Source organism: Chryseobacterium sp., assembly GCF_029240215.1.
Classification (GTDB): Bacteria; Bacteroidota; Bacteroidia; order Flavobacteriales; family Weeksellaceae; genus Chryseobacterium.
In genome coordinates this window covers 83,821-105,712 of sequence record NZ_JARBTK010000007.1, presented here as the reverse complement: position 1 = coordinate 105,712, position 21,892 = coordinate 83,821, and the positions used below count along the sequence as shown (strand labels likewise).

Sequence of the window (21,892 nt, the reverse complement as noted above, 5' to 3'; positions counted from 1 at the left end):
ATTTAATTATCTTATTTTTTTAAATTGAAATTACTTTGGTTATTTTTGCGTTTAAATAAATTTCCGATGTCCGAAAACATTCAGCAAAAGATAGAACAGCTTCGTAAAGAACTTCAGCAACACAATGAAAATTATTATCTGTTGGATGAACCCAGCATTACAGATTTTGAATTTGATCTATTACTGCAGGAGCTCCAGGATCTGGAAGCTCAATATCCTGAATTTCATGATGACAACTCACCAACTGTTCGTGTTGGCGGAGGAATTACAAAGATTTTTCCGACCATTCAGCATCAGTTCAGAATGTATTCTCTGGACAATTCTTATGATTTTGATGATTTGGCAGATTGGGAAAAACGTATTATCAAAACAATCGATGAACCCGTAGAATTTGTTGCGGAACTAAAATATGACGGAGCGTCAATTTCTATTTTATATGAAAACGGAAAACTCACACAGGCCGTTACCCGTGGTGATGGCTTTCAGGGTGATGAAATTACTTCGAATGTTCGTACAATTTCCGATATTCCTATTACTTTAAAAGGTGATTTTCCGGAACGGTTTTTTATGCGGGGAGAAATTTATTTAACCAGAAAAAACTTCGACAAAATCAATAAACTGCGTGAGGAAGAAGGTCTTGATCCTTTTATGAATCCACGAAATACCGCAAGCGGAAGCCTGAAAATGCAGGACAGCGGTGAAGTGAGAAAACGCAGGCTTTCATCCGTTCTTTACCAATTTGTTTCACCGGAAGTTCCGGCAGAAAGTCATTGGGAATTGCTTCATAAAGCGCAGGATTGGGGATTTACGATTTCTGAGCAGATAAAACTTTGCAGAGATTTAGATGAAATCAAAGAATTCATTAATTTTTGGGATGAAGAACGTCACAAACTACCTTTTGAAATCGACGGAATTGTATTGAAAGTCAACTCATTAAAACAACAAAGACAACTTGGTTACACGGCAAAATCTCCACGTTGGGCGATGGCTTATAAATTTAAAGCCGAAAAAGTAGAAACCGAATTACAAAGCGTTTCTTACCAGGTCGGAAGAACGGGAGCAATTACTCCTGTTGCGAATTTAAAACCCGTTTTATTAGCCGGAACAGTTGTAAAACGTGCATCTCTTCACAATGAAGATATTATTAAAAAGCTTGGTCTGCATGAGCACGATTTTGTTTACGTTGAAAAAGGCGGAGAAATTATCCCTAAAATTGTCGGCATTAATACTGAAAAAAGAAGTTCAGAAAGTAAAGAAGTCGAATACATCAAAAACTGTCCGGAATGCGGAACTGAACTGATAAAAATTGAAGATCAGGCGATTCATTTTTGTCCGAATGACTTGCATTGTCCGCCTCAGGTTGTGGGGAGAATGATTCATTATGTTTCCAGAAAGGCTTTGAATATTGATAATTTGGGAAGCGAAACTATAGAACAGCTTTACAAAGAAAGATTAATTGAAAATCCGGCAGATTTTTATACTTTAACGAAAGAAAAAATTCTTCCTTTGGAGAGAATGGCAGAAAAATCGGCTCAAAATATTATTGACGGAATAGAAAAATCAAAAGAAATCCCGTTTGAAAAAGTTTTATTCGGAATCGGAATAAAACACGTTGGAGAAACCGTTGCGAAGAAATTGGTGAAGAACTTTAACGCGATTGATGATCTTAAAAAAGCGACTGCCGAAGAACTTTGTCAGGTGGAAGATATCGGAATGAAGATCGCTGTGAGCATCGTTGATTTCTTCAATAATCCAGAAAACATTCTGATGTTGGAAAGATTAAAATCTTACGGTGTTCAGCTTGAAAAAGGAGAAAATACCAACGAAGTTTTATCGAATGCTTTAGACGGAAAAACCTTTCTTTTTACCGGAAAGCTTTCCTTGTTTACAAGAGAATCTGCCGAAGAAATGGTAGAAAAACACGGTGGGAAAAACATTTCTGCAGTTTCTAAAAACCTAAATTATCTTGTCGTTGGTGAAAAAGCCGGAAGCAAATTGAAAAAAGCACAGGATATCGGGACAATTGAGATTCTGGACGAGCAGCAGTTTTTGGATTTAATAGGATAATAACAATCCCTTTAAAAATTTAACATAGTATATCATTGAGGTCTTATCTTAATGATATATTTTTGTTTTTCACTTTTTAAAGAATTTAAAACTAATAATTTACATGAAAAAAAATTACTTTTTAATTTTAGTATTGTTATTTTCTGTGTTTCAGGCACAAATTGTGAATATTCCTGATGCTATTTTTAAAGCTAAACTTCTATCGGCAAATACATCAAATGGTATAGCAATCAACAGTACGAACCAACCTATTGTAATTAATACAAATGGAGATAACGAAATTCAAGTTTCAGAAGCATTGAATGTCTATAAACTAAATATTGGTGGTAATCCCGGTAGCATGATTTCTGATCTTACAGGTATTAATCAGTTTAGTAATCTTACCTCTTTAATTGCTTTTAACAATGCTCTGGTAAATCTGCAAATTTCAGGATTATCCAATCTCGAAGTTATGAATGTTAGCAACAACAGTCTTACTACTCTTTCTCTAAATAATTTAAGCGGTCTGAAGACTATCTCTTTCGCTAACAATCAGGTTTCAGCTTTTTCAGCTACTAATGTTCCAAGTTTACAAATTCTCAGTTGTAGTACAAATCAATTAGCAACACTTGATATTTCTATTTTCCCAAATCTGAAAAACTTAGAATGTAATAATAATTTGCTTACTACACTAACTTTAAATAACAATAATTATTTGCTATCTATAGTTGCTGCAAATAATCAGCTTTCAACACTTTCTCTTGGAGCGGCTCCGATCTTAAGTAGCCTGTATATTAATAATAATCTATTCACTACAATTGATGCGGGGCAACTTACACAGCTTAGCTATTTTGATTTTTCTAATAATCCTAATCTGATAAACTTTAATATTAAGAACGGTAAACATAATTATGCTCAAAATGCAGTTCCGATTTTTTCAAACACACCCAATTTACAATACATATGTGTTGATGATTTTGAGCTTGGAATGATAAATGCACTTGTCAATTATTATAATCAGCCTAATGTTGTATTAAACTCATACTGTTCTTTCACTCCCGGAGGAACTTTTTATACCATCCAGGGAAATACAAAATATGATTCCGATAACAATGGTTGTGACATTAATGATCCTGCAAAAGCATTTCAACAATTCTCAATAACGAATAGCCTTAATTCCGGAAATATGATAGCAAATGCTTCAGGAAATTATTCAATTCCTGTTCAAGCCGGTAATCATACGATTACACCCGTTTTGGAGAACCCAACTTATTTTAATATTTCGCCTTCAACTTTTACAGCCAACTTTCCTGCACAAACAAGTCCGTTAACTCAAAATTTTTGTCTCACTCCTAATGGAACACACAATGATCTTGAAGTGTTTATTATTCCAACTACTGCTGCTTCTCCTGGTTTTAATGCAAAATATAAAATCATTTATAAAAACAAAGGGACAACTACACAATCAGGAACATTGGTTTATAATTTTGATGATAATTTAATGAACTTTTTGAGTTCAACGGTGAATCCCAATTCTCAGTTAGCTGGAATTTTAAATTGGAATTTTGCCAATCTTCTTCCATTTGAAACGAAAGAAATTACTTTAACATTTGTACTAAATACTCCAACACAAACACCACCTTTATTGGGAGGAAATATTTTAAGTTACTCTGCTCAAATCAATGGTGCTGTCGACGAAACTCCTTTAGATAATACATTTACCTTAAACCAAACAGTCGTAAATTCTTTTGATCCGAATGACAAGACTTGCTTAGAAGGAGCTACAATTGCATCTACACAAGTGGGAGATTATGTACATTATTTAATCAGATTTGAGAATACCGGAACTGCAAATGCACAAAATATTGTGGTGAAAGACTTGATCGATACTTCAAAATTTGACATCAATACTTTACAAGCATTGCATGGAAGTCATAGCTTTGTAACGAGAATTACAAACCCAAATACTGTAGAATTTATTTTTGAAAATATTCAATTACCTTTTGGCAATGCCACTAATGACGGTTATGTAGCTTTTAAAATCAAAACAAAATCTACTTTGACGCTCGGACAAAGCTTCAATAATACCGCAAGTATTTATTTTGATTATAATGCTCCGATTGTTACCAATACATATACAACAACAGTTCAAAACGTACTTGGAACATCGGAAATTAATGATAAATCAGAATTTAGTATTTACCCGAATCCTGTAAAAGATATATTGTTTATCAAATCGAAAGAAAAAATTGTGAAAGTTGAAATTTTTGATTCTGCAGGACGAATTTTAAATTCTCTAAGTCTAAATGGTGATTCAATCAATGTATCTGAACTCTCCAAAGGCAATTACATGATCAAATTACTCACAAAAGATAAATCGGTGATTCAGAAATTTATAAAAAACTGATTTTAATAAGAAAAAGACTGTCTCTAGAGGCAGTCTTTTTTTATAAATAATGATTTAATATCTTTAAACTGATAATATTAATTTTGATTTTTCTTCAGCCATTCCAAACGACGCTGATCCGGAAGATGCTTGACAGAGAAGTTTTCAAAGGTTGCTTTGAAACCATTTCCATCCGGACTTGCCGCCATAAAACCGACTTTCACAGGTGTATTGTCCTGCAAATAAGCATTTCTCATCATTATATATTCTTTGTCGTCAAATGAATAAAAAATCTCAACGGCATCGAGTCTTCGGATAGCCTTTATCCAGACAAAAGGTGGCGTTTTATCCAGAACAATAACACTCCAGTCACTGGTTTTGTGGGTAACCACTGTACTCAGATTGAATTTCCCATCAACGAATTCCACTCCAGCTTTGATATAATTTTGTTCGTCGATTCTCAACATTAGCCCCATCTGATCAAAACGGGCTTTGTAATCTCCGGTGATTTTCACTTTGGTTTCAAATTCTCCGCCATAAGTTGAGTAATAGAACGGTGCATCATCCACCGTAAAACCATAGTGAGAAATCCGCCAGTAATCGCTTTGTGGTGTGACGTTCATGATCAGTTTCTTCTCTTTTATTTCCCATTGCTGAGGCTCGTTGAACCAAGTCATTTTCTCGAGAGACTGGGATTTCAGCCCTTGAAACAGATTCAAAAATATGATTGATGATATTATTATTTTTTTCATTTTAAATTTTATTTACTCTCGTAGATTTTTCTAGTTTTTAATCTCATGTATCTGCAGCGAGATAAAATCATCTTCTAACCTAGATTTCCCTAATTACTTTACACGGATTTCCGACTGCCAAAACATTCGCCGGAATATCTTTTGTGACTACACTTCCCGCTCCTATCACTGTATTATCACCAATCGTAACGCCGGGAAGAATGCTGCAGCCTGCACCAATCCAGACATTATTTCCTATTATGATTGGATAAGCATATTCCAGAGCTTTATTTCGCTGTTCAACATCGAAAGGGTGACCTGCGGTGTAAAATCCACAGTTGGGTGCAATGAATACATTATCGCCGAAAGTAACTTTTGCACAATCAAGAATCACGACATTGACGTTGGTGTAGAAGTTCTTGCCAATCTCAATATTGTAACCGTAATCGCAGTAAAACGGTTGTTCGATATGAAAGTTTTCTGTTGTTTTCCCGAAGAGTTTCTTGATCAACACTTTTCTTTCCTTAATCTTTGAAGGCTGTAGATGATTGTACTCAAAACAGAGATCTTTTGCCGTTCCTCTTTCTTGAATTAAAAGTGCGTCGGTTGCATCATAGATTTGTCCGTTCAGCATTTTTTCTTTTTCGTTCAGATTATTCATTGTATTTTTATCGTATTATTAAGCAAATGTATGGTCTTCAGATATTTTAATCAATACTGATAAATAACCATTTTACGATGAAGGATATCCAATCTGATCTTAACGAAAAATTGTTGACGCAAGAATTTTATTCCGATCTTAACAATGAAAATCTCCAATTAAAAAAGTGTCAGGAGATTGCCCAAAATTTTATCGAATTAGAAAATGGAATTGCTGTTTTAAGCGATCTTCAATATAATAGAAGCTACGTTTTTGCCGGAAAACTGGCAGATGAACTGAATGTTTTTCAGGAGAAAGACATTCAGGAGATTGAAAGTATTTGGGAAGAAGAACTTTTTGCAAAGCTGGATGCTGAAGATGTTTTGCAGAAACATTTATTGGAACTTCAATTTTTCCAATTCATCAAAACGATTCCATTTGAGCAGCATAAAGATTATTGTGTGGTAAGCAGATTGAGAATAGCTGATAATCAAAAAGCAATTCTTCATAAAATGTTTTATTTCACCAATGCCAATAATAAAAATGTTGAATTGGCACTTTGTCTTTATCATTTTGATTTTCTGAATTCCCTGCTTCATCACGGAATGATCATTAATACGGCAAACGGTTCTGTAATTCATCAGACGGAAGCTGGAAATTCTTCATTTCTTTCTATGCGGGAAAAGGAAATTCTGAAGATGATCCAAGCAGGAAAAAGAAGTAAGGAAATTGCTGAACTTTTGTTTATCAGTATTAATACTGTCAATCGCCACAGACAGAATATTTTGGAGAAAATGCGTGTGGGAAATACTACGGAAGCGTGCACAATGGCGACGAAATTGAGGTGGATTTGAAGTAAGCATTTTTTCTGAATTTAAATCGTTCCTACAAATTAATAATTATTGTAATTTTATTATCAATAAAAATATGATCAATGGAATTTTTAAAAGACCACTCTGTGCATAACGAACTGCTTTTGATTTTCATTTCGGTTATTCTGGGACTTTTCATTGGTGCTGAACGGGAATATCAAAACAAATCCGCAGGATTACGCACTTTTATTCTGGTCTGTTTCGGATCATGTCTTTTTACAATTCTTTCCATAAAAATCGGAGTACAGAATCCCGATCGTTTAGCTGCAAATATTATCACAGGAATAGGTTTTTTAGGAGCTGGAGTAATTTTCAAAAGCGGTAATAAAATTGACGGAATCACTACTGCGACCACTATCTGGGGAACTGCATCTATCGGAATGGCAGTTGGTTCGGGATATGTTTATCTTTCTATATTGGGAACCGTTTTGGTTTTACTGGTCTTAAGCTCGCTTACCTATTTACAGAATATTATCGACAACAATCATAAGATCAGAGAATATGAAATTGTACTCACCAGATTGGAAGATTTAGAATATTTTGAAAATGTCTTTAAAAAAAACAAATTAAAATTTTTCGTTGTACGGCAAAAATTCACCAAAGAAAGTATCACTACAGTCTGGATGTTGACCGGGAAACACAAAAATCATGACCATTTTATTGAGCAGTTGAAATATGATGATAAAGTCAATGCCTTTGAATTTTAGATTTTAGTTTTTTAGGCTATTACTATTTCAACGTTAATTATTCTGTGTTTAATGAATGATAAACGTTAAAATCTATAATATAATATTGAAAATCATTTTGATTATGTAATTTTGCTTTCCATAATTTATGGATGATTTAATACAATTTTATGTCTCGGTTTTAGGAATTCCTAAAGATTTAGCCTTACTCCACACCGTTAAATTTGAACGGTTAGAAATTCCAAAAAAAACATTAATACTCAGACAGGGTGAGACCGAAGACTACTTATATTTCATATCTGAAGGAATCATCCGGTTTTTTGTGCACAAGCCTCATCCTACAGAGCCACCGAAGGAAATCACATTTTCATTCATCGTAAAAAATATGTTTTGCAGTGCTTATGATTCTTTTATTACAAGAAGACCTTGTCACTACAATATTGAAACATTGAAGAATACTGTTATTTACAGAATTCATCATCAAGATCTTCAGGATTTATATAAGACTACCGAAATAGGAAATTATATTGGCAGAATTTCCGCTGAAGGGCTGTATGTAAGAAAAGCACAGCGAGAAATGTCACTTTTGATGTATTCGGCTGAAGAAAGATATTTAAATTTGCTGAAAACCTATCCGGAATATGTACTTCAGATTCCGTTAAAATATATTGCCTCTTATTTGGGAATCACTCCGCAGGCATTAAGCCGTATCAGAAAACAAATTTCTTAACATAGGTTCATTTCTTCGTGCAAAAAGATTGTTTAATTTTGCTACCACTTAAGAGACACAAATGGTGAAACAATATTTGTAGAAATTAAGGTAGACTAATAATCTAAAAGATATAAACTCCCAACCCTTTCAGAATAAAAATTCGGAAGGGTTTTCTTTTTTCAGAGAAAATTAAATCCGTATTTTAGACAAAATTTTTTTGTAATGATAAAACGTAATATTTTAATTGCTTCAGCATTCTTTAGTTTTTCACTGGGAATAGCTCAGCAATATGGCGGAATGTGGATTCCCACAGAATTAAATGAAAAGGAAATGAAAGACCTTGGAATGAAAATCTCTGCCAAAGATATCTTCAACACACAAAAACCAAGTATAAAAGATGCTGTAGTACAGTTCAATGGTGGATGTACTGCAGAAATTATTTCGCCGAAAGGTTTGCTTTTAACCAATCACCACTGCGGTTACGGTCAGATTCAGGCACATTCTACCGTTCAAAATGATTTATTATCAAATGGTTTCTGGGCAAAAAATATGGAAACCGAACTTCCAAATCCGGGAGTGACCGTTGATTTTATCGTTGACATCAAAGAAGTTACCAATCAGATTTTAGAAAATACAGACAATCTTCAGGAACCTGAACTTTCGAAAAAGATTGCTACCAATATTGAAATTTACAAAAATTCGCAAAAAACAGAACCATATCAGTCGATTTCTGTGAAATCAATGTATTACGGAAATAAATTTTATGCTTATGTAATCGAAACATACAAAGACGTTCGTTTGGTAGGAGCACCACCGCAAAGCATCGGAAAATTCGGAAGTGATACTGACAATTGGGTTTGGCCAAGACATACGGGAGATTTCTCTATGTTCAGAATTTACGCTGACAGAAACAACAAACCTGCAGAATATTCTAAAGACAATGTTCCATACATTCCGAAGCATTATCTTCCGGTTTCTATAAAAGATAAGGCTGAAAATGATTTTACATTCGTATTCGGTTTTCCAGGAAGAACGACAGAATATCTTCCTGCAATCGCTGTTGAAAAGATCATGACAGAAATTGATCCTGCAAGAATCGCTGTACGTGACGTTGCATTGAAAACTTTAGATGAAAAAATGCGTGCCGACGATGCCACACGTATCAAATATGCTTCAAAATTTGCTTCAGTTGCCAATTACTGGAAAAAATGGATCGGTGAGGTTGAAGGTCTTAAAAAATCAAATGCAGTACAGAAAAAAGTAATGTATGAGGGTTCTCTGGTTTCAAAAAATCCTCAAATAAAAACAACTTTAGACGAACTGAATAAATTGTACCAGGATCAGGCTCCTTATGCTTTAAATAATGCTTATTACTCAGAAGTTGTAAGAAATGCCGAAACATTCTCACTTGCGAATCTTTATTCAAACTACATCACTTCCGTAGAAGCAGGAAGAATGGATGAAAAAGGAACTACAGCATTCAAAAATAAACTGACATCTTTCTATAAAGATTACAGCGCAGAACTGGATGCTAAAGTAACTGCCAAACTTTTAGCTTTATACGCAAATAAAACGGCTCCGCAATTTTTACCTGCCGGTTTTGAGAAATATAAAAACGAAGCGCAAAACATCACAGCAATTGAGGAAATTTCTAAAAATTCAGCAATCACAGGAAGATCAACGGTAAACGGAGCTTCTTTAAGCACAGATATTGATAAAGCTTTTTCCAATCAGGACAAATTAATCAAGACCATAAAAAAAGACCCTGTTTATCAGCTTTTCATGAGCATTAAAGATACTTACATGAAAACTGCCGATCCTCAGTTTACTTCTTTACAGGCAAAAATTGATGCTTTACAAAAGAAATATATAGCTCAGCAAATGTCAACCGACAAAGACAGAAAATTCTTTCCTGATGCCAATTCTACTCTTCGTGTAACGTATGGAAAAGTGAAAGGTTCAACACCAAAAGATGCTGTAACTTATGATTACCAAACGCATTTGGCAGGTGTAATGGAAAAATACGTTCCGGGAGATTATGAATTTGATGTTCCAAAAAAACTGATTGACCTTTATGACAAAAAAGATTTCGGAAACTACAAAGATAAAAGCGGTGACGTTCCTGTAGGATTTACCGCAACCAACCATACAACGGGAGGAAACTCCGGAAGTCCGGCTTTAGATGCATACGGAAATCTGGTAGGATTAAACTTCGACAGACAGTGGGAAGGAACGATGAGTGACATCAATTACGATCCTCGTTTCAGCAGAAACATAATGGTTGACACGAAATATATTCTTTTCATCGTTGATAAATTTGCCGATTCTAAATGGCTGATCAATGAGATGAAAATTGTGAAGTAATTTCGTTTTAAACATCATAAGAATCTATTTAAACCTCAATTTTTGAGCCATTTAGATAGATTCTTTTTTATTTTAATGAAATCGCCATGACTGATATTGACATATAGTAAGTATGAAGATAGGCGATTCCATATGACACTAAAAAACAGTAAATATCTACATATGAAACAGAAACTGATAGATTTTTTAGCCGTTTTTGAAAAGGAAAATATTGAAAAATCATTTCCTTTAGATTACTGTTTGCCTGTTTATCACTGTGTTTCTGATGAAAATATTCCGCACCTCAATCACATTATCAAGTATAAAAATATAAAGCAATTTGAGAACGATTTAGATTACTTTTCAAGGTATTTTCAATTTGTGAATTGGGATGAATTTAAAAATTTCTTTAAAGGACATTTTAAGCCTAAGAAAAAAATAGCTTTACTCACTTTTGACGATGGTTTCAGAGAGTTTTATGACATCATAACACCTATTTTGGAAAGAAAAGGAATTTATGCAATCAACTTTGTGAATCCTGCATTTATTGACAATAAAGATCTGATGTTCCGTTGCAAAGCAAGTTTAATTGTTGATACAATCAAATCTTCTAAATCAAAAAAAACTGAAATTAACATTGAAGAAGTTTTAAAAATTAATTACAAAAATAAAACCAGGCTTGATCAGATTGCTGAAACACTGGAGATTGATTTTAGTTTATATCTAAAAAAACAAAAACCATATTTGGATTTTTCTCAGCTTAAAACGCTCACAGAAAAAGGTTTCGGAATTTCAGCACACAGTTGGGATCATCCTTTGTACTGTGAATTACCGCTTGAAGATCAGCTCGAAAACACGATAAAAAGTTTAAATTATACCAAAGAAAACAGTTTTTCAGATGACTGTTTTGCATTTCCTTTTACCGATTTTGGTGTGCGAAAAGATTTTTTTGAAAATTTGTTTAAAAATGAACAGCTTTCATACAGTTTTGGATGTGCAGGAATTAAAATAGACAGCATCGATAAAAACCTTCAGAGAATCCCCATGGAAACCGGAGAAAATGCTTCTCAAACTTTAAAGAAAGAAATTGCCTACTATAAATTTAAAAAGCTTTTGAATAAAAATATAATTACCCGGAAATGATTCATTTAAAAACCTTAAATAAAAAACAGCTTGACAATTTTGTATCATCCGGAGAATTTCAAAACTATGATTTTCTTCCTATTACTGCGCATCGGGCAAAGTCACACATCACAAATCCCAAAGCAAATGATGATCAGACTTTATTGATTTTAGCATTCGATGATGATCAGTTGGCGGGATATATAGGTTGTCTTCCCGATGAGTTTACCATTGATGGTAAACCATTTAATTATGCATGGTTAAGCACACTTTTTATCAGCAATCAGTTTCGTGGAAAGAGAATTGCCCAAACTCTCCTAAATAAAGCCTTTGAAGAATATCAGGGAAATATCGCTATAACGGAATTTACAAAAGAAGCTGAAAGTTTATACCGAAAAATCGGTGTTTTTAAATACATCAAACCTAAGCACGGAAAGAGATATTATTTCAGAGCAGATCTGGAAACTATTATTCCATCAAAAAAAGAAAAAACAAAACCTTTCAAACCCGTTTTTAAAATTGCTGATTCTGTTGGCAACTTTTTCATTTCTATCAAAAACAGTTATGTAAAGCAGCCGAGTTTTCCTTTTGAAATTCTTGATAAACCAGACGCTGAAAGTGCAGATTTCATTACAACATTTAAAAGTAACCGGAATGCGGACGAAATCAATCTGGCAATTGAAAACCCTTGGATTCTGGAAGGTGAAACGGAAGATAAGAAATATTTATTTTCAAGTTATTCTCAAAGTTTCAGATACTTTTGGGTGAAGGTTTATTGTGATAACAATAATCTGATTACCTGCTCGCTTTTGATGTTAAGAGATGGTCATCTGAAAATCCCTTACTTATTTACAAATTCTGACCTGACCCAATTCATTGATTTTTTAAGCTATTTCATCGTCGAACATAGGGTAAAAATGATGACGAGCTATCAAAAAGAACTGAACGAAAAGATTAATTCAAATATGTCTTTTCCGAATATCCATCAACGAAAAATCGAAAGAAGATATATGTTTCATCAGGAATTTTTAGATCATCTTCCGAAAAATTTCAATCCTGATTTTCAGGATGGTGATGGGGATTGTCTTATGACTTAATCATAACTAAGCTGATCATTAATTTTAATATTCAGAATATTTTTTTTAAACTGTTTGTCATTCCACAGGAATCTAAACATCGATAAATAACAAAAGAATCGAGATTCCTTCGGAATGACAAACAGTTTAAAAAATGAATAAATGCTAACAATATCATCCACATTGTCATTCCGTAGGAATCTAAACAAATCGATCTTTATACAAGAAGAATTTAACATGAGTTAATACCCAAAAATCTCTTCCAGATCAACTTCTTTGAAGCTTCCCATTTGTTCAACAGCTTCCAGATTCAGGTTTTCTTTTTTTCCGATAATCGCTGTATTGAATTGGATTGATTTTATTTCTGTCTGATAAAACTGTCTGATTTCCTCAAAATTCAAACTTTCAATCTGACCGTAAATATCTTTCCTGAAATCGTGGGTAATTCCCAGTTTTTGCAGTCTTAAAGTATTAAAAAATATATTCGTTCTGGTAATTCTTGTTGAAGCAATCTGCTTTAATGCGGCATTTTTCGCATTTTCAAACTGAGTGGTCACTTCAGGAAGTTCATCCATCAGTTCTGTCATCGTATCAACGGCGATCTGCAATTTATCCGGTTGAGTTCCGATGTAAGTTGTGATGTAATCGGGATGTCCGATTTCTGCACTGGGCGAGTAAGAAACGTATGCTGAATATGCCAAACTTTTGCTCTCACGGATTTCCTGAAAGACAATCGATGACAGACCGCGCCCGAAATATTCATTAAAAACATTGATTTTACCAAAATTTTCCGTGTTCACATTATGTCCCTTTCCTATCTTACTCATCTCCATCTGTACCATATCGTAGTTGGTGAAATAGACATTTCCTACGGTTTCCGGTTCTGGATATATTTTCGGATCAGCAATTGTACGGCTTTGAGTTTCAATGAAATTTTCAATTTCCTGTTTAAATTTCTCAAAATCTTTTCCGTAGAAAAATATCTGATATTGGAATTTAAATAAATTTCTGATACGCTCTGTAAACTCTTCTACTTTTGCATTCTGAAGGTCATCTTTCGAAAGAAAATCTAAAAATCTCGAGCCTTTCCCGAACTTCGTATAATTCGTCAAAGCATTCATGATGCGGTTTTTATCTTTCTTTACGGCTTCACGATTTTCCAGAATCGTTTCTACAAACTGATTGTAAATTTCCTGATCAGGCTGCACGTTTTTCATCCAGTGCTGAAGCAGTTCGATGCCTTTCTCCATATTTTCTTCCAGCCCGCTCAACGAGATCTGTAGCTGATCTGAAGTCGTTTTAAAATCGTTGGTAATTCCAATTTTAAAAAACTCTTTTTTCAGATCTTCAGGTGAAAATCTGTCGGTTCCGAGATATTGTAAAATTTGTGTAGAAATCCCCAATTCGCGGTCGTTATCACTTCCGAACGGAAAAATGAAATGAACCTGTGCAATTTCATTGTATTTATTTTTAACGAAACTTATCTTTTTATCTTTAACAACATCTGTTGTTATTTCTTTCTGATAATCAATAAATTCCGGCTGAATATCTTCTGTTTTTTCATTTACGATTTCCTTTAAAAATTCAGATTGCGCATCACGATTGATTTTTATTGCAGTAATTCCGGGATTATCAACTCTCAATAATTTATCGTTAACACCTTTTTCTTTGTTGATGATTACATAATTATCTTTGAAGAAATCATTTGCAAAAGTGATTACTTCTTCTCTTGTGATTTCGGCATATTCATCCATCTCATTCAGTTCCTGTTCCCAGGTTCTGCCTTTAATGTAGGTGTCATAAAGATTGTTTGCTAAACCTCCGGCAGTTTCTAGCCCTTTCATTCTTTGAATCTTAAAATCGTTGATAATCGCAGGAAGCATCCAATCCGGAAACTCTCCTTTTTTCACCAATTTGATCTGCTCCAAAACCATTTCAACAGCTTCCGATAACGTTTGGTTTTCTTTAGGGATGGCAACTATTGAAAAAAATCCGTAATTTTTTAAACCTAAAGAATAAGCTTGTGCCCAAAGCATTCTCTGCGTCTGATTGATATTTAAATCTAACAATCCTGCTTCACCTCTGTTGCTTAAAATATTGGCAATAACATCTGCAAGCATTGCTTCTTTTGTGCCATAACTGTCAGTTCTCCAAGCTAACTGAACTCTCGGCGTAGTGGGACTGTACACTGTTCTTTCAACAATTTCAGTCATCGGCTGTTCAACGATTGATTCTTTTTTTGGTAATTCTTTATATGGAATTGCTCCAAAATACTGATCTACAAGCTTTACAGTTTCTTCAAAATCTAAATCACCCACCAAAACCATCGCATAATTATTCGGAACATAATATTCATCAAAATATTTATGAATCGCCTTCATTGAAGGATTTTTGAGGTGTTCCGGCTTGCCTAAAGTCGTTTGCTGACCGTTCGGATGTGTAGGAAAAAGGGCTTCCATCAAAGCATCGTTTACCAAACGTGAATCGTTGTCCTGTGCACGGTTGAATTCTTCATAAACCGATTCTAATTCTGTATGAAAAAGTCGCAAAACCATTTCTGAAAATCTTTCTTTCTCGACTTTCAGCCATTTTTCGAGTTCGTTATTCGGGATATTATTTTTGTAAACCGTTTCGTCAAACCAGGTATGGGCATTAGTTCCACTCGCACCAAGAGACGAGATGATCTTATCATATTCATTGGCAATCGCAAACTGACTGGCTTCCTGAGAAACTTCATCGATTTTTTTATAAATCTCTTTCTTCTTTTCAGGATCTTGTTCGGCCTTATGCTGCTCGTACAAATCTGAGATCTGCTCAATCAAAACTTTTTCTTTCTCCCAATTTTGTGTTCCGATCTTAGACGTTCCTTTGAACATCATGTGTTCAAGATAATGCGCCAAACCTGTATTATCAGAAGGATCATTATTGCTTCCCGTTCTTACAGGAATATATGTCTGGATTCTCGGAGCGTCAAAATTCTGTGCCAGAAAAACTTTCAATCCGTTTTTCAAGGTGTAAATTCTGACTTTATTTTCGTCGTGGGTGACTGTGGTGTATTGGTAGTTGTTTGTATCGGTATGAATTGTTTCCTTGTATCTTCTATCAATCATATATAAATTCATTATCATTCTTTTAATAAAATCCGAATGCCTTACAAATGTAAGGATTCAAAAAATAAGACCTGCCTATTTTGTTTATATTAAATCTATAATAGTAATTTATTTTAAACGTTAATTAAATATATTTCTTACATTTAATTTGGATCAATTCATATTCAAATATGAAAACACAACTCATTCCGGTTATTAAAATTTCCTAAATCTTGCGGAAATTCAGGTGATACAGAAGGTTGAATCACTCTGTTTGATTTCATTAAATTTTACTATTTTTAAATTTCAAATAAAAAAATATGCGAGTGATTGTTGTGCTTTTATTTTTAAGTTTTTGTTCGTCCTGCACACCGACTGAACCTAAAAATCAATCCACAGATGAGCCGGAAACAGAAATCGTTAAGCAAATTGTTGCTAAAAGAGATTCCATAAAACACGATACGATTGAATTTGTTTCGTATAATGATGATTTTGATTATTCTCAACTGAACGGAAAAAAAGGAAAAGAAGAAATCACATTTGTCAACGATAAAAATAATGACAGAAGTTTTCTGAGAGGCGATATTATTGCGATCGAATGGAAAAATGATTCTATTTATATAGCGGGAGACGGAGAAACGCCGCAAAATGCAGAATGGATAGTCTCTGCTAAAAAAATCAAAAACGGAAATGTTTCAAAATTCAGAAAAGAATATGGCAAAGAAATAAAATATCATTTCTCGAAAGAAGATCAATTGTCAGAGAGTTACCGCGATCATCTCTATCAACTTGCAGAATATTATGTCGCCAATTCTAAGAAAGATTTAATCAAATTAACGATCAAGAATAAAGAAGATCTTGGATATTCCGTAGAAAAGCGAAACAGAGAAAATAAAGATTACTATGTTTTAGGATTTTACGCAGAGTCTGAACATAAAATCAACACTTTTCAATGGCTTTACATCGATCCTGAAAATGACAAGATTTACGAATATGATCTTCCCAACAACATGCTGAACTATTTTCCTTAAAATTAAAAAAACACTCATCAATGTCAACAAAAAAACAATTATCAGAAAGAGAAACGACAGAATTACTTGATGTTCTTCAGCAGCGTTTTGAAAAAAACAAAACTCGTCACAACGATTTGAAATGGGCTAAAATAGAAGAAAAATTAAAAGCAAACCCTTCAAAACTTTGGTCACTCAATGAAATGGAAATCTCAGGCGGTGAACCCGATGTTGTTGACTATGATCAAAAATCTGATGAATATGTATTTTTTGACTGTTCGGCAGAAAGCCCGAAAGACAGAAGAAGTTTTTGCTATGACCGTGAAGCTTTAGATTCCAGAAAAGACAACAAACCACAAAATGATGTACTTACAGTCGCAGCAAAAATGGGCGTAGAAATTCTTGATGAAACCCAATATCGATTTTTGCAGACTTTAGGAAAATTTGATCTCAAAACATCAAGCTGGATCAAAACTCCAAAAGAAATCAGAGTTTTAGGAGGCGCATTATTTTGTGACAGAAGGTATGATACTGTTTTTCTATATCACAACGGAGCCAATTCTTATTATGCAGCAAGAGCTTTTCGTGGAGTTTTGAAAGTTTAATCTATTTTTCCTTGCGTCAGTTCGAGTATTTTTTGGAATGAAATGGAGAAAAATGTATCGGGAACCAGTGAGAATAAAAACAAAATTTGTTTACTATCCGACAAGTTCTCGATACGATTTTTTTCAAAATCTACTCGAACTGACGGTTTGCACAATCCACTCTTGTAAAATCATCGAAAACTTTTAATATAAAACTATTAATCTTACCTTTGACGCTTCAAAAAATTAGGTATGAATACACAGATTTTAGATTTTTGGGTAGGGAATTTTAATTCAGAAGAACAGTTCTTACAATTTGTTGAAGAAGATGACAACTATTATCTGAATGAAGAAGATGACGACAATTATATCTCAAAATTTGCAGAATCACAAGATACAGTTTGGTTTGACGGTGATTTGGCAGAATATGGTTTTGAAAATCTAAGTAATAATATCTACGAAAATTTTTCAGAATATTCATTTGCCGATCAATGGCTTCCGGAACTGGTGCACAAAATCAATTTGTCGGAATTGAAATTTGAAATCAATTCTTTAATATTCGTAAGTCAGGGACAGATTCCTAAGCCTGTTTCTGTGGAAACGGATGATTTTTCGTTGGTTTATATGGGTGGGATTGAGTTTGAGTATTAAAATTTTAAATTAACTTCATTACCTTTGATAGTATCAAATGATAGTATCACTATGAAACCACCGTATCAGATTACTTCTCAAATATTAAATTTAATTTCCAGCATTTCTCAGAAAATCGGAGAAGTAAATGCTACTTATTTAATTAAAAACAATCCTAGACTTAGAAAACAAAATCAGATTAAAACCATTCATTCTTCATTGAATATTGAAGGTAATACACTCTCAGAAGATCAGATAACTGCAATTTTAGAAAATAAAAAAGTTTTAGGGCCTCAGAAAGATATTACCGAGGTTGTAAACGCTTTAAAAATTTATCAGGAATTAAATCAATTAAAATTTACTCGCGAAAAAGATTATTTAAAGGCTCACAAAATTTTGATGACAGGTCTGATTGAAAATCCCGGAAAATACAGAACTAAAGGAGTTGGAATAATGAAAGGTTCAAAAGTAGAACATATTACACCTCCATCAGAAAATGTTCCTTATCTGATGAAAGATCTTTTTTCTTATTTAAAAGAAAGTTCTGAATTGAGTTTAATAAAAAGTTGTGTTTTTCATTATGAGATGGAATTTATACATCCTTTTTTGGATGGAAACGGAAGGATGGGAGGGCTTTGGCAGACATTGATCTTAATGAATGAATTTCCGATATTTGAGTTTTTACCTTTTGAAACTCTCATAGCGAACAATCAGACAAAATATTATCACGCGCTATCTCAATCTGACAAAGAAGGTCATTCGACAAAATTCATCGAGTATATGTTGGGAATTATTGATGAATCACTTTCTGAATTATTAGCTAATTCTATTCGAAAACTCACCACAAATGACAGAATTTTAATCTTTTTAGAGAATAATATTGATGAATTTTCGAGAAAAGATTATATGAAAAAATTCTCAGAAATTTCTTCTGCAACCGCAAGTAGAGATTTAAAAAATGCAGTTGAATTAGGTTTAATTGAAAAATCAGGAGATAAAAAAACAAGTGTTTATAAAAAGTTATAAAATAAAGACTTCCGCAATAATAATTGCGGAAGTACTCAATATTTTCTAATGCGCTTCCAGCCAATTCTTCCCTACTCCAACCTCAACCAATAACGGAACCTGCGTTTCAATGGCATTTTCCATTTCTGTTTTAATGATATTTGTAGCAACTTCTACCTCATCAATAGGAGATTCGAAAACCAATTCGTCATGCACCTGAAGCAACATTTTTGTTTTCAATTTTTCTTTCTCTAATTCTTTTTGAATTTTAATCATCGCCATTTTCACAACATCAGCCGCACTTCCCTGGATGGGAGCATTAACAGCATTTCTTTCAGCATGAGCTCGAACCACAAAATTTCCGGAATTGATATCTTTTAAATGGCGTTTTCTCCCTAAAATAGTTTCTACATAACCGATATCACGAGCTCTTTTCACTTGCTCCGCCATATATTCTTTCAATTTCGGGTAGGTTTCGTAATACGCTTCTATCATTTGTTTGGCTTCAGATCTGGATAAACCTGTTTGTTCGGCTAACGCAAAAGCTCCCTGACCGTATAGAATTCCAAAATTAACTGTTTTTGCCTGTCCACGCTGTGTTTTTGAAACCTCTTCCAATGGAATATTGAATAATTTAGCAGCCGTAGAAGCGTGAATATCTTCCCCATCTTGAAACGCTTTGATCATATTGTCTTCACCCGAAATTTCGGCAATAAGACGCAATTCGATCTGAGAATAATCGGCAGAAATGATTTTCTTTCCTTCAGCGGAAACAAATGCTCCACGGATTTGCTGACCTCTCAAAGTACGGATCGGAATATTCTGCAAATTCGGATTTACACTCGCCAAACGACCTGTTGCAGCCGTTGTTTGTGAGAAATTGGTGTGTACACGATTGTCATCTTTATCAATCTGCGAAGGCAAAGCATCTACATAGGTTGATTTCAGTTTCTGATAGGTTCTATACTCTAAAATATGCTGAATAATCTCATGTTTTGAAGCTAATTTCTGAAGAACATCTTCGGAAGTTGCATACTGTCCGGTTTTTGTTTTCTTGGCTTTCGGATCGAGCTGCATTTTATCAAACAAAACATCTCCCAATTGTCTTGGCGAATTCATATTAAATTCTTCACCAGAAATTTCAAATATTTTGGCTTCTAGCTGTCTTAAATCATTTTCAAGATCGATGCTTTCCTGAGCCAGCCATTTTTCATCTAATGAAATTCCTTCTAATTCCATTTTAGCCAAAACTTCCATCAAAGGCATTTCTATATTGTAGAAAAGATCTTCAAGGTTTTCTTTTTTTAATTGTGGCGCAAATAATTCGTATAATTGAAACGTTACATCAGCATCTTCGGCTGCATAATCGGTTTGTGTCCGTAAATCAGCATCTCTGAAATTCCCTTGATTTTTTCCTTTTTTACCAATAATGGTTTCGATGGAAACGGGTTTGTAATTTAAATAAACTTCTGAAAGATAATCCATTCCGTGTCGTCCGTCCGGATTTAAAAGATAATGGGCAATCATGGTGTCGAACATCGCGCCTTTTACCGTAACATCGTATTGTTTCAGAACTTTATAATCATATTTTAAATTGTGGGCAATTTTCAGCAAATCTTCCTTCTCAAAAAACGGTCTGAAAATTTCCAGAGTCTGCAAAACTTCACCCTGGTCTTCCGAAAGCGGAATATAATATGCCAAACCTTTTTTGTAGGAAAAGCTCATTCCGACCAATTCGGCTTCCAGTTCGTTCAATGAAGTTGTTTCTGTGTCAAAACAAACAGCTTTCTGCTTTAAAAGATTCTGAACTAAAATTTTCTGCGCTTTAGGATTGTCAACAAACTGATATAAATGATCATTTTCTATAATCGTATCTTTTGTTGAAGTTGCCTGATCGAGTTCTTCAAAGCTGGCGAAAAGGTCAAGCTGACCAACATTTCTGGCAACTTTCTGCTGCGGAGTTTCGGAAGCTGAAACTTCGGTTTCGCTTATTACCACGCCATCCGTTTCAATAACTGTCGTTTTTACAGTAACCGTTTCGGTAGGAGCAAAAGCACGATACAGATTTTCATACAGCCTTTTGAATTCAATTTCGTCAAAAACTTCTTTTACTTTTTCAAAATCAGGAGTTTCAAGATCATATTGTTCCTGATGGAATTCAACGGGAGCATCGCAAATAATGGTTGCTAATTTTTTAGATAAAATTCCACGCTCGGCAGAAGCTTCTATTTTTTCTTTGATCTTGCCTTTTAATTTGTCGGTATTGGCGAGAAGATTTTCTATACTTCCGAATTCCTGTAGGAATTTCATGGCTGTTTTTTCACCAACACCATCCAATCCGGGAATATTATCAACTGCATCACCCATCATAGCAAGAAAATCGATCACCTGTTTCGGATCTTCAATCCCGTATTTTGCTTTTACTTCTTCAACACCCAGAATCTCGATGTCTCCACCTTTTAATCCCGGTTTATATATTTTAATTTTATTGGTAACCAATTGGGCAAAATCTTTATCGGGAGTCACCATAAAAGTGGTGTACCCTTCTTTTTCGGCTTTACAGGCCAGAGTTCCGATCAAATCATCAGCTTCATAACCTTCCACACCCAAATGCGGAATATGCATGGCATCCAAAATTCTGTGAAGATATGGGATGGCAACTTTGATGGCTTCGGGAGTTTCACTTCGGTTGGCTTTGTATTCTGCAAAATCATTGGTTCTGATACTCGCCTGTCCGACATCAAAGACAACTGCCAAATGCGTAGGTCTTTCGCGTCTGATCAATTCGATCAGTGAGTTTGTAAAGCCGAATATTGCTGAAGTATCAATTCCTGTACTTGTAATCCTCGGGCTTCTGATCAATGCATAATATCCTCTGAAAATCATTGCATAAGCATCAATAAGAAAAAGCCTTTTGTCTTGTGTTGCGTCCATATTTTGAATAATGAACAAATATAAGA

The 21,892-nt window shown here is 34.2% G+C and carries 16 protein-coding genes; 12 read left to right on the top strand and 4 right to left on the bottom strand.

Going from position 1 to position 21,892, the window contains the following annotated elements:
- The first annotated feature begins 66 nt into the window (after window positions 1–66).
- A complete protein-coding gene (gene ligA, locus K0R77_RS13970; protein WP_300353558.1) occupies window positions 67–2,067 on the top strand; it encodes an NAD-dependent DNA ligase LigA in 2,001 nt (666 codons plus the stop codon).
- Window positions 2,068–2,170: 103 nt separating this feature from the next.
- On the top strand, window positions 2,171–4,453 hold the full coding sequence (locus K0R77_RS13965; protein WP_300353555.1) for a T9SS type A sorting domain-containing protein: 2,283 nt from the start codon (window positions 2,171–2,173) through the stop codon (window positions 4,451–4,453).
- A 77-nt stretch (window positions 4,454–4,530) separates the two neighbouring features.
- Here K0R77_RS13965 and K0R77_RS13960 read toward each other — a convergent pair whose 3' ends face one another.
- Both K0R77_RS13960 and K0R77_RS13955 read right to left on the bottom strand, forming a co-directional pair.
- A complete protein-coding gene (locus K0R77_RS13960; RefSeq protein WP_300353553.1) occupies window positions 4,531–5,184 on the bottom strand; it encodes a DUF1349 domain-containing protein in 654 nt (217 codons plus the stop codon).
- A gap of 79 nt (window positions 5,185–5,263) precedes the next feature.
- On the bottom strand, window positions 5,264–5,824 hold the full coding sequence (locus K0R77_RS13955) for a sugar O-acetyltransferase (RefSeq protein WP_300353550.1): 561 nt from the start codon (window positions 5,822–5,824) through the stop codon (window positions 5,264–5,266).
- A gap of 77 nt (window positions 5,825–5,901) precedes the next feature.
- Here K0R77_RS13955 and K0R77_RS13950 point away from each other — a divergent pair, with 77 nt between their 5' ends.
- The 6 genes from K0R77_RS13950 to K0R77_RS13925 all read left to right on the top strand — a co-directional run bounded on the left by K0R77_RS13950 (window position 5,902) and on the right by K0R77_RS13925 (window position 12,635).
- A complete protein-coding gene (locus tag K0R77_RS13950; RefSeq protein WP_300353547.1) occupies window positions 5,902–6,657 on the top strand; it encodes a response regulator transcription factor in 756 nt (251 codons plus the stop codon).
- Window positions 6,658–6,737: 80 nt separating this feature from the next.
- Complete coding sequence (locus tag K0R77_RS13945; protein WP_300353545.1) at window positions 6,738–7,382, top strand: MgtC/SapB family protein; 645 nt, start codon at window positions 6,738–6,740, stop codon at window positions 7,380–7,382.
- A gap of 127 nt (window positions 7,383–7,509) precedes the next feature.
- On the top strand, window positions 7,510–8,091 hold the full coding sequence (locus tag K0R77_RS13940; protein ID WP_300353542.1) for a Crp/Fnr family transcriptional regulator: 582 nt from the start codon (window positions 7,510–7,512) through the stop codon (window positions 8,089–8,091).
- 204 nt (window positions 8,092–8,295) lie between these two features.
- On the top strand, window positions 8,296–10,437 hold the full coding sequence (locus tag K0R77_RS13935; RefSeq protein ID WP_300353539.1) for a S46 family peptidase: 2,142 nt from the start codon (window positions 8,296–8,298) through the stop codon (window positions 10,435–10,437).
- Between the two features lie 162 nt (window positions 10,438–10,599).
- Window positions 10,600–11,559: a polysaccharide deacetylase family protein gene (locus K0R77_RS13930; protein ID WP_300353536.1), complete on the top strand. Its 960-nt coding sequence runs from the start codon at window positions 10,600–10,602 to the stop codon at window positions 11,557–11,559.
- Window positions 11,556–12,635 carry a GNAT family N-acetyltransferase gene (locus tag K0R77_RS13925; RefSeq protein WP_300353533.1) on the top strand — a complete coding sequence of 360 codons (1,080 nt, stop codon included), beginning with the start codon at window positions 11,556–11,558 and terminating at the stop codon, window positions 12,633–12,635. The genes K0R77_RS13930 and K0R77_RS13925 overlap by 4 nt, the downstream gene beginning before the upstream one ends.
- Window positions 12,636–12,856: 221 nt before the next feature.
- On the opposite strand, the gene K0R77_RS13920 is transcribed toward K0R77_RS13925, so the two are convergent.
- On the bottom strand, window positions 12,857–15,724 hold the full coding sequence (locus K0R77_RS13920) for an insulinase family protein (RefSeq protein ID WP_300353905.1): 2,868 nt from the start codon (window positions 15,722–15,724) through the stop codon (window positions 12,857–12,859).
- A 299-nt stretch (window positions 15,725–16,023) separates the two neighbouring features.
- On the opposite strand from K0R77_RS13920, the gene K0R77_RS13915 reads away from it, so the two are divergent.
- The 4 genes from K0R77_RS13915 to K0R77_RS13900 all read left to right on the top strand — a co-directional run bounded on the left by K0R77_RS13915 (window position 16,024) and on the right by K0R77_RS13900 (window position 18,953).
- Window positions 16,024–16,734: a hypothetical protein gene (locus K0R77_RS13915; protein WP_300353531.1), complete on the top strand. Its 711-nt coding sequence runs from the start codon at window positions 16,024–16,026 to the stop codon at window positions 16,732–16,734.
- Between the two features lie 20 nt (window positions 16,735–16,754).
- Window positions 16,755–17,318 (top strand): DUF4256 domain-containing protein, encoded by a 564-nt coding sequence (locus K0R77_RS13910; RefSeq protein ID WP_300353528.1) that lies wholly within the window; start codon window positions 16,755–16,757, stop codon window positions 17,316–17,318.
- Between the two features lie 231 nt (window positions 17,319–17,549).
- Complete coding sequence (locus K0R77_RS13905; protein WP_300353525.1) at window positions 17,550–17,948, top strand: immunity 22 family protein; 399 nt, start codon at window positions 17,550–17,552, stop codon at window positions 17,946–17,948.
- A gap of 51 nt (window positions 17,949–17,999) precedes the next feature.
- Window positions 18,000–18,953, top strand: a complete 954-nt coding sequence (locus tag K0R77_RS13900; RefSeq protein ID WP_300353522.1) for a Fic family protein — start codon at window positions 18,000–18,002, stop codon at window positions 18,951–18,953.
- A gap of 45 nt (window positions 18,954–18,998) precedes the next feature.
- Here the strand turns inward: K0R77_RS13900 and polA are convergent, their stop codons facing one another.
- Entirely contained in the window at window positions 18,999–21,866 is a 2,868-nt protein-coding gene (gene polA / locus K0R77_RS13895) for a DNA polymerase I (RefSeq protein WP_300353519.1), read from the bottom strand.
- Between the last annotated feature and the right edge of the window lie 26 nt (window positions 21,867–21,892).

Coding starts and splice junctions, on each gene's coding strand:
- K0R77_RS13920 (WP_300353905.1), bottom strand. CDS start 15,724: ATGATTGATAGAAGATACAAGGAAACAATTCATACCGATACAAACAAC.
- polA (WP_300353519.1), bottom strand. CDS start 21,866: ATGGACGCAACACAAGACAAAAGGCTTTTTCTTATTGATGCTTATGCA.
- K0R77_RS13930 (WP_300353536.1), top strand. CDS start 10,600: ATGAAACAGAAACTGATAGATTTTTTAGCCGTTTTTGAAAAGGAAAAT.
- K0R77_RS13915 (WP_300353531.1), top strand. CDS start 16,024: ATGCGAGTGATTGTTGTGCTTTTATTTTTAAGTTTTTGTTCGTCCTGC.
- K0R77_RS13965 (WP_300353555.1), top strand. CDS start 2,171: ATGAAAAAAAATTACTTTTTAATTTTAGTATTGTTATTTTCTGTGTTT.
- K0R77_RS13925 (WP_300353533.1), top strand. CDS start 11,556: ATGATTCATTTAAAAACCTTAAATAAAAAACAGCTTGACAATTTTGTA.
- K0R77_RS13900 (WP_300353522.1), top strand. CDS start 18,000: ATGAAACCACCGTATCAGATTACTTCTCAAATATTAAATTTAATTTCC.
- K0R77_RS13945 (WP_300353545.1), top strand. CDS start 6,738: ATGGAATTTTTAAAAGACCACTCTGTGCATAACGAACTGCTTTTGATT.
- K0R77_RS13905 (WP_300353525.1), top strand. CDS start 17,550: ATGAATACACAGATTTTAGATTTTTGGGTAGGGAATTTTAATTCAGAA.
- K0R77_RS13940 (WP_300353542.1), top strand. CDS start 7,510: ATGGATGATTTAATACAATTTTATGTCTCGGTTTTAGGAATTCCTAAA.
- ligA (WP_300353558.1), top strand. CDS start 67: ATGTCCGAAAACATTCAGCAAAAGATAGAACAGCTTCGTAAAGAACTT.
- K0R77_RS13950 (WP_300353547.1), top strand. CDS start 5,902: ATGAAGGATATCCAATCTGATCTTAACGAAAAATTGTTGACGCAAGAA.
- K0R77_RS13910 (WP_300353528.1), top strand. CDS start 16,755: ATGTCAACAAAAAAACAATTATCAGAAAGAGAAACGACAGAATTACTT.
- K0R77_RS13935 (WP_300353539.1), top strand. CDS start 8,296: ATGATAAAACGTAATATTTTAATTGCTTCAGCATTCTTTAGTTTTTCA.
- K0R77_RS13960 (WP_300353553.1), bottom strand. CDS start 5,184: ATGAAAAAAATAATAATATCATCAATCATATTTTTGAATCTGTTTCAA.
- K0R77_RS13955 (WP_300353550.1), bottom strand. CDS start 5,824: ATGAATAATCTGAACGAAAAAGAAAAAATGCTGAACGGACAAATCTAT.